The organism is Halomonas sp. KO116 (genome assembly GCF_000734975.2).
In the GTDB taxonomy this organism is placed as follows: domain Bacteria; phylum Pseudomonadota; class Gammaproteobacteria; order Pseudomonadales; family Halomonadaceae; genus Vreelandella; species Vreelandella glaciei.
Map to the genome: position 1 here is coordinate 319,271 of NZ_CP011052.1, position 15,149 is coordinate 334,419.

Genomic DNA, 15,149 nt, shown 5'->3' on the forward strand with positions numbered 1-15,149 from the left:
AGGTCAAACGCTTGCCAGGGCTTAAGCAACGCGGGTTACAGCACCTTGCTGCGCAGCAGGCTGGTTAAGGCTTCCCCAATCAGTACCAGCACAATGATGGCCATCAAGATGGTCGCCACGGTTGGCCAGGCAAAGGTATCAATCGCACCCTGTAGGATGACCCCAATACCGCCCGCGCCCACTAAGCCAAGCACCGTCGATTCGCGGATATTGATATCCCAGCGCAGGATCACAATGGCAAAAAATGCTGGCATGACCTGGGGCACAATCGCGTAGGCGACCACTTTGGCCTTGGAGGCTCCGGTGGCTTCCATCGCCTCTACGGGGCGCCGATCAATTTCCTCGATTGCTTCACCCATCAGCTTGCCAATAAAACCAATGGAGCGAAATACGATGGCGAGGATGCCGGCTAACACGCCGGGGCCGAAAATGGCCACGAACAGAAGTGCCCAGATAATGGTATTTACCGAACGGCTGGAGACCAGAATAAAACGCCCCAGCCACAGACAGGCCCGGTTAGGCGTGGTGTTCTGGGCGGCAATGTAGGCCACCGGTAGCGCTAAAAAGATGGTCAAGAAAGTGGCTAGCGTGGCGATATGCACGGTCTCAATCAGCGCCGCGATAATGCCGTTTAACCCATCGGCACTGGGCGGCCACATACGACCCCCTAGTGCAGAAATTTGATTGGGTGCATCCCACACCCAAGGCCAGAAAATATCAATATCGCGCACCGCCCAAACCACTACCATCAAGGTCGCTAGCAGAACGGCGTATCGAATAAGGCGCTGTTTGCGGTCATAGCGTTGCCAAATACGATCGGCAAGCTGCTGTGCGTGATCTACCATATTTTTTTCCTTACCCAGCCGCTGACACCTTCACTGAGCAAAATGACCGCGATGATAATGAGCAGAATCGCAAAGGCGAAATCGTAGTCGTAGCGTCCAAAGGCGTTCATTAGCGTACCGCCAATGCCGCCTGCGCCCACGATTCCGACCACCGCTGATGCGCGCAAGTTGCTGTCCAGTTGGTACATGGAAAGCCCCACTTGGCGTGGCAGTATCTGCGGAAAAACGGCATAGAACAGAATCGCCACATACCCAGCGCCAGCGGCTTTCATGGCCTCTACTTGGCCCCAGTTAATCTCCTCTATCTCTTCGGCCAGCAGTTTGCCTACGAAGCCAATGGAGTAGAGGGTTAGGGTCAAAATCCCCGCGAGCGGCCCAAACCCAACCGCAGCAACAAATAGAATCGCCACGATCACGGGGTGAAAGCTGCGCGATACAATAATCACTGCACGGCCAATAACATAGATAGGCATGGGTGCGATATTACGCGCCGCCATCACGGCAAAGGGAATAGAGAGCAAAACCCCCATCAGCGTTGCCAAAATGGCGATTTGAAAGCTCTCTTTAAAGCCGGTAATCAGCAGCTCGTAGCGCTCTAAGTTGGGGGGGAAGCCGCCGCTAAAAATACGCGCTGCGCGGGGCAACCCTTCAGAGATACGCGCCCAGTTAAACGGTAGCGAGCCGAAGGCCCACACTAAGTAGACCATTGCCACCAGGATCAACCCGTAGCGCAGCAGCGGATTGGCAATAAACGGCGGCTTTTTCCAGGTACGGGGCGCTGTTGAAGGGGCGTCAGGCGGAGTCATGGGAGCGCTCCTCCACAGGCGTATCGGTAATCGCATCGTCTGGCGCTTCAATGCCGCCGTAGATAGCGTCTAACGCGTCTTTGTTGAAGTCGGCTGGTAAGCCATCAAAGATCATCTTGCCGTGGCGCAGGCCCACGATGCGCTCGGTATAGGTTTTGGCCTGAGCAACGTTATGGATATTGATCAGCACCGGCAGCGACAGCTCGCTGGCCAAACTCTGCAACAGAACCATAATCTGTTCAGAAGTACGCGGGTCTAGTGAGGCGGTAGGCTCATCGGCCAACAGCACTTCAGGTTCCTGCATCAGTGCGCGCACCACGCCGACCCGCTGGCGCTCGCCACCGGAGAGCTCATCGGCACGTTTGTTGGCGTAGTGAGCAATGCCCACCCGCTCCATCAGTACAAAGGCACGCTCAATATCGGCCTGAGGATAGCGGCGTGAAATCGCCTGGTAGAGATTGACGTAGCCCAGCCGCCCGGCCAGCACGTTCTCCATCACGGTTAAGCGATCCAGCAGGTTAAAGCCCTGGAACACCATGCCGATTTTGCGGCGGGCGCGGCGCAGTTCAGCGCCCTTCAGGTTCACTAGCTCATTGCCGTTGAGTTTGATGGAGCCCGAAGTCGGTTCGACCAAGCGATTAATACATCTTAGCATGGTGCTTTTACCCGCCCCCGAGGCACCTACGATAGAAACAACGCTGTTTCCCTCTACCTTGAGGTCAAGCCCTTTCAGCACGGCTTCATCGTGGCCATAACGTTTGACCAGATTGGTAATTTCCAGCATGTGTCCGCTTCCATCGTCGAGACAATAACCGCACCGCCGGCGGCGGTGCGCTACGTTTACTCTTCCAAGTTTTCTGGCGTATAGCTCACGTTATTGGCTGCTTGGATGGTACGAATCACCTTCCAGTTGTCTTGGTAGTTGATGGGGATGAATTTCTCGACGCCCTCAAACTCTTCACCTAACTCGGTGCCGATAAAATCAAAGCTGAAGAAGGCTTCTTCAATTTTTTCGACCAAATCTGGGTGCAGGTTGTGCGCGTAGTTGTACGAGGTGGTGGGGAAGCGGTCGGACTCAAATATCAGCCGCACATCCTCTTCATCGTAGAGGCCTCGGGCGGCCATTCGCTCGACTACTTCAGAAGCCACCGGGGCGGCGTCATAGTCTTGGGCCACAACGCCGAGCATGGATTGATCGTGACTACCCGAGTAGACCACTTCGTAATCCTCATCGGGAGTGATGCCGAGCTCAGGCAGCAGTGCGCGAGGGGCTAGGTTACCCGAGTTGGACGTTGGAGAAGTGTGGGCAACGCGTTTGCCTTTGAGATCCTCGACCTCATGGATATCGGAGTCAACATGGGTAAACAGCTGCAGGGTATAGCCAAATTGGCCGTCATCAGAGCCCATTAACGCAAACGGCACGGCTCCGGCCAAGTTCACCGCAAACGGCGTAGGGCCAGTGGAGAAACCGGCGATGTGTAAGCGTCCGCTGCGCATGGCTTCCACTTGAGCAGCGTTGGACTGTACCGCAAAGAAGCGCACATCCCGCTCGGTGACCTCAGCCAAGTGATCGATAAACGGTTGCCAAATGTCCGAGTAAATAGCCGGGTCTTCTACGGGGGTGTAAGCAAAAATCAGCGTATCTGGATTCGCCCACTCAGCCTCATCGGCAGGGCGATCGGCGACCATATCGCCATTTTCATCACAGTAAATAGTATCTAAGTCGCCGCGTTCGCACTCTGCGAAAGCGGGCGTAGTGAGTAGGGCGAGCGGTAAGAGTGATGCGGCGGTAAGCATCGCAAGCGGGCGCTTGCGGAAGAGCGAAGTTGCCATGGTAAGCCTCATTTGTGCGTTATTGTTGTGTTCTTGCTATGGATCAAACTGTGTTTCCTTTGCTGCGTTTTGCCACTAATGAAACGGAAAATGTTTCATAAGTGGACATTCCGCGCCAAGGATGGTTATTTTCGAAAGCAGACACCTTCAATCTAGGGTTTGTGACAAACTTATGTCAAATACTTTACAGCCACTCTCCGACCATTGGCGCAATCGCTATTTATTAATGCGCCACGGTCATAGCCAGGCCAATCAACAGGGCGTGATTGTCAGCTCGCCAGAGCGAGGAATAGAAAACTTTGGCCTTTCGATGCATGGCGAGCAACAACTTACCCAGCTCGTTGCTGATTGGCACTGGCCTGCGCCGACCCGCGTAGTGCATTCAGACTTTTTGCGTACCACGCAAACCGCCGCCCGAGTAGCCGCTAAGTTCGGGTTAGCACCCTGCGTGGATAAACGCTTGCGGGAGCGAAATTTTGGTGACTTAGAAGGTCAGGGAGACGAGCACTACCCTAGCGTGTGGGCGTTAGATGCCGAGGATGCCGAGCATCGTCATCATCAGGTGGAAGCCTTAAGCGCGGTGTCACAACGTATGCAAGCAGTCATCGCGGATTGGGAACAGCAGGTAAGCGGCGAAACCATCCTGCTCGTCAGTCACGGTGATCCGCTGCAAATCCTGCTGACTGCCCTGGCAGGGAAACCGCTGACGACTCACCGTGAGCAAACTCCGCTAGCTCCCGCTAGCATCACTCTTTATGGGGATGGCGTGTAATCCATTGTAAGCTGTGTGGTAGTCTCTAAGAAAAGTAAAGAGAACCTGTTATGCCTGCTCCTTTTTCGCCGGATGCGACGCGCCTGCTGAACGCCCTTGCCGTGGGCAGCCATGCGTTAATCGACGCGCACTTTTGGAGTGAGGGTGTTGATCAGCTATTAGCGGCGCTAGGGGAAGCGTCGGGTGTCAATCGGGTGTGGATATTTCAAACCATAGAGCGTAACCCAGAGGGTATCCTGCAGGATTTTGTTTTTGAATGGGCATCTGCATCGCACTACCGTGAGCGAACGCAAAAACGCTTTCGCTTTTTTACCACGCTGATCGACGATCCCGAGTATGAGGAAATGGTCAATCGTCGGGAGCGTGGTGACTCCCACACCTGTATTACCTCTACAGTGGATCTGGGATCGCTGCGCGACAATTTGGAAAGCCAGTCGATTCAATCGATGGTGACCGTTCCGATTATGGTAGGTGGCCAGTGGTGGGGCACTTTGGGCTTTGATGACTGTGAGCGCGAAGTTGACTGGGAGGGAGCGGGGTTGCAGGCGCTAGTGATCGGCGCTGAACTAATCGCCTCGGCTATTTATCGTCAGCAGCTTACCCGTAGGCAGCGTCAGGTCGATCTACTACAGCAGGTCGCCGCCTGTGGCACCTGGGAGATCAACACGCGCAGCGGCGCCACCTGGTGCTCTTCGGCGTTGCTGATTTCGCTGGGTTATCCTGGCGATTACGCTAGGCTTCCGCTGCGTCGCTTACTAGCCCATGCCATGCCCGCCGACCGCTTACGGGTGTTTGGTGTGATTCGCGAATGCCATCAGCGGCTGCAAACCCAATGCCGTATTGATGTCCAGCTCAGGGTCGCATCCGGGCAGTGGCGCTGGCACGAGCTGGTGATGGAAAGCTACTACTCCGACGATGGCTACTTGGCGCGTATTGGCGGTCTAGTCATCGACATTAGCCAACGCAAAAAAAGCGAAGAGCAGGCCTGGGCAGCGGCGGAGTTCGATGCCTTGACCGGTACGCGCAATCGGCGTGGCTTAGCTAATCACTTAGCACAGCTCAATGAGCGGCCTGAAGCGGCAACCTATTATTTGCTGATGATTGATATTGATTACTTCAAAAATATCAATGATCGCTACGGTCATCCCGCGGGTGATGCGCTGCTAGTGGAGATGGCAAAGCGCGTCCATGATGCCCTGCGGCCCGAGGATTGTCTGGCAAGGCTCGGCGGTGAAGAGTTTGCCGTTACGGCGGGTGATTTATCGCATCAACAGGTAGTCCAGCTGGGTGAGCGTATTCGCCATCGAATAGCCCAGCAGCCGTTTTATCTGACGGCGGGTGATTCGCAAACGCCGCTGATGGTGACACTCACCGTCAGCGTGGGGATTGCCCCTCTGGCGCTCACCAGTGATTTAGACCACTGTCAGGCAGTCGCTGTTGCCCAGGCCGACCAAGCGCTCTATGCCGCCAAAGAGGCGGGGCGCAATCGCGTTGTGGCGCACTGGCAGCGGTGATAACGGCTACTGATAAGGTTTATTGCTGCGACGGTGGAATCCAGGCAATCATATCGACTTCCACATCGGCACCGCCGGCTAAGCCGGTCACTCCAATGCAGGTGCGGGTAGGTAGCGGCTGCGGAAAGTAGCTCGCGTAGACCTTATTCACTTCGTCGAAATGACCCATATTGGTAATAAATACCCGTGATTGCACCACATACTCGAAGGCACTGCCGACTTCTTCCAGCACAATCGCCAAGTTTTGCATTACCCGGTGGGTCTGTTCGGTGAAAGTGCCCAGCAGCATTTCGTTGGTTTCGGGCACCGTCGGCATTTGCCCCGTGATAAACACCAGATCGCCGACGCGGCAGGCGTGGGAAAACGGTGCGATAGGCTGTGGCGCGCGGTCAATAAACAGCTTTTCAATCATGTGCTTATCCTTTTTGGAATGATGCCATTGCGAGGAACGGAGCGATGAAGCAATCTGGTTTGTAGCGGTAGAATAACCTCAAGATCGCCGCGCTACGCTCGCAATGACATGCTGTTTTTTTTAACGTTTTTAAAACATCATGGGCCTCAAATGAGGCCCATGATGACGTACTTATCAACAGCTGCTTTGTTTCGCGGGCTGTGGATTAATGCCCCAGAATCTGGCTTAAGAACAGCTGGGTGCGCTCAGACTGTGGGTTATTGAAGAATGGCTCAGGTGCGTTCTCCTCAATGATCTGCCCTTGGTCCATAAAGATCACCCGGTCGGCCACGGTTTTGGCGAAGCCCATTTCGTGGGTCACACAGATCATGGTCATGCCCTCTTCCGCTAGCTCCACCATAACGTCGAGGACTTCTTTGATCATCTCGGGGTCGAGGGCGGAGGTGGGCTCGTCAAACAGCATCACGTCTGGGTGCATACACAGCGAGCGGGCAATTGCGACACGCTGCTGTTGTCCGCCCGAGAGCTGCCCAGGGTACTTAGTCGCCTGCTCGGCAATGCGCACCCGCTCCAGGTACTCCATCGCCAACGCTTCGGCCTCTTTGCGGGGCTTCTTTTGTACCCACATTGGCGCGATACAGCAGTTTTCCAGCACTGATAAATGCGGGAATAGATTGAAGTGCTGAAACACCATGCCCACGCTGCGACGAATCTGCTCGATACGCTTAACGTCTTGGGTCAGCGGTACGCCGCCCACCACAATTTCACCTTTTTGGTGCTCTTCGAGGTGGTTAATGCAGCGAATCAGCGTTGATTTACCCGAACCCGAAGGGCCGCAAACCACGATACGTTCGCCGCGTTTTACTTCGAGGTAGATATCACGTAGTACGTGAAAATCGCCGTACCACTTATTGACGTTGCGCATCTCGACCATCAGGTCAGAAGTACTGGTGTCAGAGGTGTTGGTGGCTGCTTGTGTCATGTTGAAATCCTACTCAAAACGTAAATAGAGATGCGGCGTCAGTGCTTATGGCCGGTATTTAGCTTGCGTTCCAGGTACTGGCTGTAGCGCGACATGCTGAAACAGAAGATCCAGAACACGAACGCGGCAAATACATACCCCTCGATTGAGAAGCCCAGCCAGCGCGAGTCGGAAAGCGCCGCTTGCACAATGCCCAACAGGTCAAACAGCCCGATGATCATCACCAGGGTGGTGTCTTTAAACAGTGAGATAAACGTATTAACGATACCCGGAATCATCATTTTTAGCGCCTGGGGCATCACAATTAGCCCCATGCGCTTCCAATACGTCATCCCCAGCGCCGCGGCGGCCTCATCCTGACCTTTGGGAATCGCCTGCAAACCACCGCGAATAACTTCGGCCATATAGGCACTTTGGAACAGCGTTAGGCCGATCAGCGCCCGCACTAGCCGATCCACACTGAGCTCCGACGGCAGGAATAGCGGTAGCATTACCGAGGCCATAAACAGAATGGTGATAAGCGGCACACCACGCCAGAACTCAATAAAAATCACGCAGAAGGTTTTGACGATAGGCATGTTCGAGCGTCGCCCAAGGGCGAGTACGATGCCAATCGGCAGTGCCCCAACCATACCCACTGTGGCCAGTAGCAGGGTCAGCATTAAGCCGCCCCAGCGGTGGGTGGAAACACGCGGTAGATCAAAGTAGCCGCCGTGCAGCAACACATACGCGATGACCGGGAAGATCAGCAGCGCAAACAGCGCCATCCAGCGCTTAAACGGCAGGCGCGGGACCACCATCCAGGCAATAATGCCCGCGAACATGGCAAACACAATGTTGGCGCGCCAGTACTCTTCGCTTGGGTAGAGGCCATACATGAACTGGGAGAAACGCGCGTTGACGAATACCCAGCAGGCGCCTGCCCGTGTACAGTCTTCGCGGCTGTCGCCTACCCAGTTGGCATCGATAAACGCCCACTGAACCGTTGGCACCACGAGCAGGTAAAGCACATACAGGCCTAACAGCGTGAAAACAGTATTGATCGGACCGTTAAACAGGTTGCCACGTAGCCAGGCAATTGGCCCGATGGTGCCTTTGGGGGCCGGGCGCTGAGGTATGGTTTCTTTATTGTGAATCATGGGGTCGCCTCCGGCCTAGCGTTCGACCAGCGCAACGCGAGCGTTGAACCAGTTCATGAACATGGACACCAGCAAGCTGATGATTAGATAAACCGCCATGGTCATGGCTATCACTTCGATGGCTTGACCGGTCTGGTTGAGCGTGGTGCCAGCAAAAACCGACACCAGGTCGGGGTAGCCAATGGCGGTGGCCAGAGAAGAGTTTTTAATCAGGTTGAGGTATTGGCTGGTAAGTGGCGGAATAATGACGCGTAAGGCTTGAGGAATCACCACTAGGCGCAGAACGAGCTTGCGCGGCAAGCTAAGTGCTTGGGCCGCTTCGGTTTGGCCATGGGGAATCGCTTGAATGCCCGAGCGCACAATCTCCGCAATAAACGATGCGGTATAAATGGAAAGCGCTAGCCATAGCGCCAGAAACTCCGGAATGATGGTTATCCCGCCACCGAAATTAAAGCCACGCAGTACCGGCATTTCCCAGGTCACCGGAACGCCGGTGGCCACCAGTATTAGCAGTGGCAGGCCAAAAATAATCACCAGAGACATCCAGAAAACCGGCAAGCGTTTGCCGGTGGCTTCATGGCGGCGCTTATTCCAAATGACCAGAACGATGCTGGCAATGATCGCCACTACGAAAGTAGCGGGGATGAGCCCAAAGCCTGATTCAAACAGTGGCTGGGGCAAATAGAGCCCGCGTACATTGAGGAAAATGGCTTCTCCAAATGCCATGCTCTCTCTAGCGCTGGGTAGCGTCCGCAGCACCGCGAAGTACCAGAAAAAAATCTGCAGCAGCAGCGGGATATTACGAAAGGTCTCGATATAGGCGTTGGCTAACTTGGCGATCAACCAGTTGGGCGATAGTCGCGCAATACCGACGATAAACCCAATGATCGAAGCAGCCACTACCCCCAGCCCTCCGACCAGCAGCGTGTTGAGCAAGCCGATCACGAAGGTGCGGCCGTAGGTACTTTGGGAGGAGTACTCGATTAAGGTTTGACCAATACCAAAGCCGGCTGTATTGCCCAGGAAGCCGAAGCCGGTGGTGATGCCGCGGGCATTCAGGTTGGCTTGGGTATTGCCGATAATATAGATCAGAAAAGCCGCCACTACGGCGACAAGAATGAGCTGAAAAATAAGTGCGCGCTTAGCGCGATCTCGCCAAAACGGCGGCTTATGGCCAGCGGGGCGAACGTTGGGTCTTACAGACATGGTGGCGTCTCCGCGACACGGAAAGGGTCAATCAAATGGCCCGCCTATACTCTCGTAATAAGTACTTGAGAGATGACGGGCCGGGGTCAAGCGAGACGCTTAGCGAATCGGGGGAGCGTACTGGAAGCCACCGTCGTTCCACAGGGCGTTAACACCGCGCTCGATTTCAAGCGGCGAATCCATACCCACGTTACGTTCAAAACTTTCAGCGTAGTTGCCGACTTGGCTAATGATGTTGTAAGCCCAGTCAGCTTCTAGGTTCATGCCTTCGCCGTAGTTGCCGTCTTGGCCCAGCAGGCGAGCAACATCAGGATTGTTAGAGTCACGCATCTCTTCAGCGTTTTCGCTGGTAACGCCGTACTCTTCAGCATTGATCATGGCAAACAGCGACCATTTCACGATGTTGAACCAAAGGTCGTCGCCCTGACGAACCACAGGCCCCAGCGGCTCTTTGGAGATAACGTCAGACAGAATCATCGACGCTTCAGGATCATCAAGCTGGATACGTAGTGCCGCTAGCTGAGAGGTGTCAGACGTTAGAACGTCGCAGCGGCCAGCTTGATAGCCACCCACAGTTTGCTCAGAAGTATCAAAAACGATCGGGTTGAATTCCATGTCGTTAGCACGGAAGTAGTCGGCTAAGTTCAGCTCGGTCGTGGTGCCCGATTGAATACAGATAGAAGCACCGTCGAGCTCATCGGCACCGGTAATGCCCAGGTCGCGTGAAACCATGAAGCCTTGGCCGTCGTAAAAGTTAACGCCAGTGAAGTTAAGGCCCAGCGTGGTGTCACGGGTAGTGGTCCAGGTGGTATTACGTGAAAGTAAGTCAACCTCACCAGACTGCAGTGCGGTGAAGCGCTCAACGGCATTTAGAGAAATATAGTTAACCGCATCCGCATCGCCGAGTACCGCTGCTGCGACTGCACGGCAAACATCAACGTCCAGACCCTGCCAATTACCATCGTCGTCTGGCGCTGAGAAGCCCGGCAAACCATCGCTCACACCACACTGAACGGCGCCACGCTCAATGGTATCTTCTAAGGTATCGGCTTGAGCAGTCGCCATTCCCGCTAGGCTTAATGAGCCTGCGGACGCCAGAAGCGCTAGGTGTTTTTTATTGAACATTTAGTTTCCCTCGAAGTTCTTGAAATTGGTTATTGAAATCTGTCATTGAAATAGCCATGCATGCCGTAGCATGTAACTAAACCTAGCAAGGAAGATGCCAACAAGGGTACAGGCGCACATTCAGCGCTTTTCAACGCTACTCAACGAATTCGAGACGAACGTCTAGGTGCAAAAATGTTACCACCCACCTTGCTTTGCACTTTTATAGGGCAAGCTGGGGTGGGCGGTGGCAGAAAGGCAGCAGTGAAGGGTGTTTATTCAGCCGTGAATGCCTTGCGCATAAACGGCGGCAGGGCGAGCGCACCGCGATGGGCATCAACGCTATAGTACTCAAGCGGCAGTTCGTGGCTGGCGGCTGCCTGTTCACGGAACGTATTCACATCAGTGGCTTTACCCGCCAATGTGACGCTCCACCAGCCTGAGGGGTAAACCGGCTGTGGGAAGGGCAGGGTCGCGACGCTGTCGAAACCCGCTTTCAGCATATCGTGGCGTAACTCACGAATGATCGAACCCGTGTGGTAAAGCGGTGACTCGCTCTGCTGCACCATCACGCCGCCGCTTTTCAAAATGCGGTGGCAGCGCTTGAGAAAATCGGTTTTAAACAACCCTTCAGCGGGGCCGACGGGGTCGGTAGAGTCGATAATCAGCACATCGATGCTCTCATCCGGTGCATCGTCCACCCACTTGACGCCATCGGCGAACAGTAGCTCGGCGCGCGGATCATTATTTGATTCTACCAATGATGGAAAGAAGCGCTCAGAGGCTTTCGTCACTTCTTCATCGATATCAATCTGGGTAACTTTCTCAACGCCTGAGTGGCGCAGCACCTCTTTTAACGTGCCGCAGTCGCCACCACCGATAATCACCACCCGCTTAGGGTCTTGGTGGGTAAACAGGGCTGGATGCGCGATCATCTCGTGATAGAGGAAGTTATCGCGATCAGTCAGCATCACACAGCCGTCCAGCACCAGGAGGTTGCCGTAAGTCTCGGTAGCATAGACTTCCAGATGCTGGTACTGGCTCTGTACATCCAGCAGCTTTTCAGAAATTTTCAGCGAGAAGGCGCTGCCGTGGCTATCAAAGACTTCGGTAAACCACTGGTCGTCGCGTAAATCGCTCATGAATTGGCTCCTGATTGCGCTGTCTTGGGTTGCGTCGGGATATCCCGGTGGTATTGCGGGCTGAGCTCGTGCAGTGCCTCCATAAAGGCGGTGACGTGATCCGGGTTGGTAAATTGGCTGATACCGTGGCCCAGGTTAAACACATGGCCAGGGCCGTGGCCGTAGCTTTCCAGCACGCGAGCCACTTCAGCGCGGATAGCCGAGGGGCGCGCAAATAGTACGTTAGGGTCCAGATTGCCCTGCAGGGCGACCTTATGGCCAACGCGGGCGCGGGCATCGGAAAGCTCGGTAGACCAGTCGATACCCAGGGCATCGGCACCGGCGCAGGCGATATGCTCAAGCCACTGCCCGCCATTCTTGGTAAACAAAATCACCGGCACGCGACGGCCATCGTGTTCACGGATCAGTCCGGAAACGATCTGCTCCATGTAGCGCAGCGAGAACTCCAGATACGCAGGGGTCGAAAGCGCGCCGCCCCAGGTATCAAAAATCTGCACCGCCTGGGCACCGGCGCGAATCTGTGCATTTAAGTAGTCGGTGACCGCATGCGCTAGCGTATCCAGCAGCTGGTGCATGGTATCTGGCGTATCGTAAAGCATGGTTTTCAGGTGACGGAAGTCCTTGCTGGAGCTGCCTTCGACCATATAAGTCGCCAGTGTCCAGGGGCTGCCGGAGAAACCAATCAGCGGCATACGGCCATTCAACTCCCGGCGGATGGTCGACACCGCACGCATCACGTAATCCAAGTCACGCTCGGCGTCGGGTACGCTGAGCGCTGCAACTTCTTCCGGGGTGCGCACGGTTTTACGGAATTTAGGGCCTTCGCCGGTTTCAAAATAGAGCCCCAGACCCATGGCATCCGGAATGGTTAAAATATCCGAAAACAGAATGGCGGCATCCAGCGGATAGCGCTCTAAAGGCTGCATAGTGACTTCGCAGGCCAGGTCATGATTACGGCACAGATCCATAAAGCTGCCTGCATCGGCCCGGCTGGCACGGTATTCCGGCAGGTAGCGGCCCGCTTGACGCATCATCCACACCGGGGTGCGGTCGACGGGCTGGCGCGCTAGTGCACGAAGGAATCGATCATTTTGTAAAGGTGTAGTGGTCATAGACACTTGCTCTTAGGAAATTTGCCCGCATCGTATTCGAAACCGTATCGGGGATCATATGCGAGCAATTGTACTTGAAGATAAGCGCGAGGGCGGCGTACTCGGTGGCAAAAATCGTCGCATCCGGCCAATTTTTCTCCACTAATGAGCCGATTTTAGTCGCGTTGCCACCGTGAGGCGGGCGCCGCTTCCTGTTAGAATGCTTGCCCATTTTGCCAACACTGGTGTGGTTAACTGGTTTGGTCAATCAGCGAGGTAACCTGTGACCATTCGCTTTATTGCCGCTTCCCAACTGCCCACGCCCTGGGCAACCTTTACGATGCATGGCTTCGAAGATGAGGCCACCGGCAAGGATCATATTGCCTTGACGTTGGGTGATGTGACCGGCGACGCACCGGTGCTGGGGCGGGTACATTCTGAATGTTTGACCGGCGATGCGCTCTTTTCCATGCGCTGTGACTGTGGTTTTCAGTTGCAGGAAGCGCTTAAGCGCATTGCTGAAGAGGGCCGCGGCGTGCTGTTTTACCTGCGCCAAGAGGGGCGTGGTATTGGGTTGCTAAACAAAATTCGCGCTTATCATCTTCAGGATCAAGGTGCAGATACCGTCGAAGCCAACGAGCAGCTCGGCTTTGGTGCTGATATGCGCCGCTATGATCTATGCGTACCGATGCTCAATCACTTGGGGATCACCTCGCTAAGGTTGATGACCAATAACCCGCGCAAAGTGGATGCCCTCACCCGCGATGGAGTGAACGTGGTGGAGCGCTTACCGATCACCACCGGTCTGAACCCGCATAACGAGCAGTACCTTGCCACCAAAGCGGGCAAACTTGGTCATATAATGGCGCTGGATGACTTCACTCACGCCAGCGATGTGGATATTGAGCGTAAGGGATGATAATAGTGAGGTATAGGTTTTAGGAGCCACCCGAATGAAAGCCGCACGTAATGAGCAGGGTGAAGTCTTTTCTGAAGAGCAGGGTGAATTCAGTGCTGCCGAAGAGTGGCTGCACAGTATCACTCACGGTATCGGAGCCGTGCTCAGCCTTGTGGGAATGGTGGTTCTGCTGATCGCTGCGAGCGTCGCTGCCCATGTCGACCCATGGAAGGTGGTTAGCCTGAGCCTCTACGGCACTACATTGGTTCTGCTATACACCGCCTCGACCCTTTATCACGGCATTCCGCATCGGCGCTGGAAGCTGCGTTTTCAACTGCTTGACCACTGTGCGATTTATCTCCTCATCGCGGGTACTTACACGCCTTTTTTATTGGTGAACATGCGCGGCCCCACCGGGTGGATGCTATTTACTGCTGTATGGTCGCTCGCGTTGGCGGGCATTGTCTGCAAACTATGTTGGCCGCATCGCTTTGCGGTATTGCGCGTCACGATTTATTTGCTGATGGGCTGGATGATTTTACTCGCAGCAGAGGAGATGGCGGCTAATTTATCGTCAACCGGTATTACCCTGCTGGCCGCGGGAGGAATCATCTACACGCTCGGGGTTATCTTCTACGCCGTGCGTGCGATCCCCTATAACCACGCTATTTGGCATCTGTTTGTAATAGGGGGAAGCGTCTGCCACTACTTTGCTATTTATAGCGCGGTTCTCCCCGTTAGGCCTGCTTAACCCTCAGCGGCGGCTTTCTCACGCGCGACGGCTTTAGCCATGGCGGGGCGCTTGATATGACGCTCGCGGTAAGCAAAGAGCGGCTCGGGTAAGCGATGCTTCATGCTGGCCGCCCAGGAAAGGGTATGGGTCAGAAACAGATCCGCTAGGGTAAAGGTGTTACCTACTAGATATTTCTGACCGTTATAACGGCGCTCCAAGGCACCGACTGCACGCTGAAACTCCCAGGCACAAACCGGCAAAATAGCAGGAACACGTTTGTCTGCTGGCAAGGCAAACTTATGCTTGGCCTGATTCCACAGCGGCTGCTCAATTTCCGTCACGATAAAGCTGAGCCATTGATCAACTTGGGCGCGGGCCGCGGGGTCGCTGGGCAGCAGCGTGCCATCGCCATAGGTCTCGGCCAGATAGCGGCAAATAGGCGCCGACTCAAACAGGTGTACATCGCCATCTTCAATGACCGGTACCTTGCCATCCGGGTGACGTGCCAAATGCGCGGCCGTTTGGCCCTCGCCTTTATCCAAGGCCACGTGCTGGCACTGGTACTCAAGGCCTAGCTCTTCAAGCGTCCACGCCACTCTTAACGAGCGCGACTGGGGGAAGCTATATAGCGTGATCATGGCGTGCTCCTGACGAAAACAGTCGATGCTTCAA

Annotated in this window: 16 protein-coding genes; 4 read left to right on the forward strand and 12 right to left on the reverse strand. The window is 54.9% G+C overall.

All coding sequences use genetic code 11. From position 1 onward, the window contains the following. Positions 1 to 35 precede the first annotated feature (35 nt). The 4 genes from phnE (KO116_RS01555) to phnD are packed head-to-tail and all read right to left on the reverse strand — an operon-like array spanning position 36 to position 3,484. Positions 36 to 845: a phosphonate ABC transporter, permease protein PhnE gene (gene phnE / locus KO116_RS01555; RefSeq protein WP_035555089.1), complete on the reverse strand. Its 810-nt coding sequence runs from the start codon at positions 843 to 845 to the stop codon at positions 36 to 38. Beyond that, positions 839 to 1,651: a phosphonate ABC transporter, permease protein PhnE gene (gene phnE / locus KO116_RS01560; RefSeq protein ID WP_035555091.1), complete on the reverse strand. Its 813-nt coding sequence runs from the start codon at positions 1,649 to 1,651 to the stop codon at positions 839 to 841. The genes phnE (KO116_RS01555) and phnE (KO116_RS01560) overlap by 7 nt, the downstream gene beginning before the upstream one ends. Further along, positions 1,638 to 2,435 (reverse strand): phosphonate ABC transporter ATP-binding protein, encoded by a 798-nt coding sequence (gene phnC / locus KO116_RS01565; RefSeq protein ID WP_035555094.1) that lies wholly within the window; start codon positions 2,433 to 2,435, stop codon positions 1,638 to 1,640. Before phnC ends, phnE (KO116_RS01560) begins: the two co-directional genes overlap by 14 nt. A 56-nt stretch (positions 2,436 to 2,491) precedes the next feature. Further along, positions 2,492 to 3,484, reverse strand: coding sequence for a phosphate/phosphite/phosphonate ABC transporter substrate-binding protein (gene phnD, locus KO116_RS01570; RefSeq protein ID WP_035555097.1), 993 nt, complete (start codon positions 3,482 to 3,484; stop codon positions 2,492 to 2,494). 172 nt (positions 3,485 to 3,656) lie between these two features. On the opposite strand from phnD, the gene KO116_RS01575 reads away from it, so the two are divergent. After that, complete coding sequence (locus KO116_RS01575) at positions 3,657 to 4,256, forward strand: histidine phosphatase family protein (RefSeq protein ID WP_035555100.1); 600 nt, start codon at positions 3,657 to 3,659, stop codon at positions 4,254 to 4,256. 50 nt (positions 4,257 to 4,306) lie between these two features. Beyond that, a complete protein-coding gene (locus KO116_RS01580; RefSeq protein WP_035555102.1) occupies positions 4,307 to 5,770 on the forward strand; it encodes a sensor domain-containing diguanylate cyclase in 1,464 nt (487 codons plus the stop codon). A gap of 19 nt (positions 5,771 to 5,789) precedes the next feature. On the opposite strand, the gene KO116_RS01585 is transcribed toward KO116_RS01580, so the two are convergent. From KO116_RS01585 to hemE, 7 genes are all read right to left on the reverse strand, one after another. Beyond that, a complete protein-coding gene (locus KO116_RS01585; protein WP_022521312.1) occupies positions 5,790 to 6,182 on the reverse strand; it encodes a RidA family protein in 393 nt (130 codons plus the stop codon). A gap of 205 nt (positions 6,183 to 6,387) precedes the next feature. Next, positions 6,388 to 7,116, reverse strand: a complete 729-nt coding sequence (locus KO116_RS01590; protein ID WP_035555299.1) for an amino acid ABC transporter ATP-binding protein — start codon at positions 7,114 to 7,116, stop codon at positions 6,388 to 6,390. Positions 7,117 to 7,202: 86 nt separating this feature from the next. After that, entirely contained in the window at positions 7,203 to 8,303 is a 1,101-nt protein-coding gene (locus KO116_RS01595) for an amino acid ABC transporter permease (RefSeq protein ID WP_035555105.1), read from the reverse strand. 15 nt (positions 8,304 to 8,318) lie between these two features. Further along, positions 8,319 to 9,509, reverse strand: coding sequence for an amino acid ABC transporter permease (locus KO116_RS01600; protein ID WP_035555108.1), 1,191 nt, complete (start codon positions 9,507 to 9,509; stop codon positions 8,319 to 8,321). Between the two features lie 99 nt (positions 9,510 to 9,608). After that, positions 9,609 to 10,634 carry an amino acid ABC transporter substrate-binding protein gene (locus tag KO116_RS01605; protein ID WP_035555111.1) on the reverse strand — a complete coding sequence of 342 codons (1,026 nt, stop codon included), beginning with the start codon at positions 10,632 to 10,634 and terminating at the stop codon, positions 9,609 to 9,611. Between the two features lie 254 nt (positions 10,635 to 10,888). Beyond that, positions 10,889 to 11,755, reverse strand: a complete 867-nt coding sequence (speE, locus tag KO116_RS01610; RefSeq protein ID WP_035555114.1) for a polyamine aminopropyltransferase — start codon at positions 11,753 to 11,755, stop codon at positions 10,889 to 10,891. After that, on the reverse strand, positions 11,752 to 12,867 hold the full coding sequence (hemE, locus tag KO116_RS01615) for a uroporphyrinogen decarboxylase (RefSeq protein ID WP_035555117.1): 1,116 nt from the start codon (positions 12,865 to 12,867) through the stop codon (positions 11,752 to 11,754). Before hemE ends, speE begins: the two co-directional genes overlap by 4 nt. A gap of 262 nt (positions 12,868 to 13,129) precedes the next feature. On the opposite strand from hemE, the gene ribA reads away from it, so the two are divergent. Then, positions 13,130 to 13,765, forward strand: coding sequence for a GTP cyclohydrolase II (gene ribA / locus KO116_RS01620; protein ID WP_035555120.1), 636 nt, complete (start codon positions 13,130 to 13,132; stop codon positions 13,763 to 13,765). A 34-nt stretch (positions 13,766 to 13,799) separates the two neighbouring features. Then, positions 13,800 to 14,495, forward strand: coding sequence for a PAQR family membrane homeostasis protein TrhA (trhA, locus tag KO116_RS01625; protein ID WP_035555124.1), 696 nt, complete (start codon positions 13,800 to 13,802; stop codon positions 14,493 to 14,495). On the opposite strand, the gene KO116_RS01630 is transcribed toward trhA, so the two are convergent. Beyond that, complete coding sequence (locus tag KO116_RS01630) at positions 14,492 to 15,115, reverse strand: glutathione S-transferase family protein (RefSeq protein WP_035555127.1); 624 nt, start codon at positions 15,113 to 15,115, stop codon at positions 14,492 to 14,494. The genes trhA and KO116_RS01630 overlap by 4 nt on opposite strands. Positions 15,116 to 15,149: the final 34 nt, after the last annotated feature.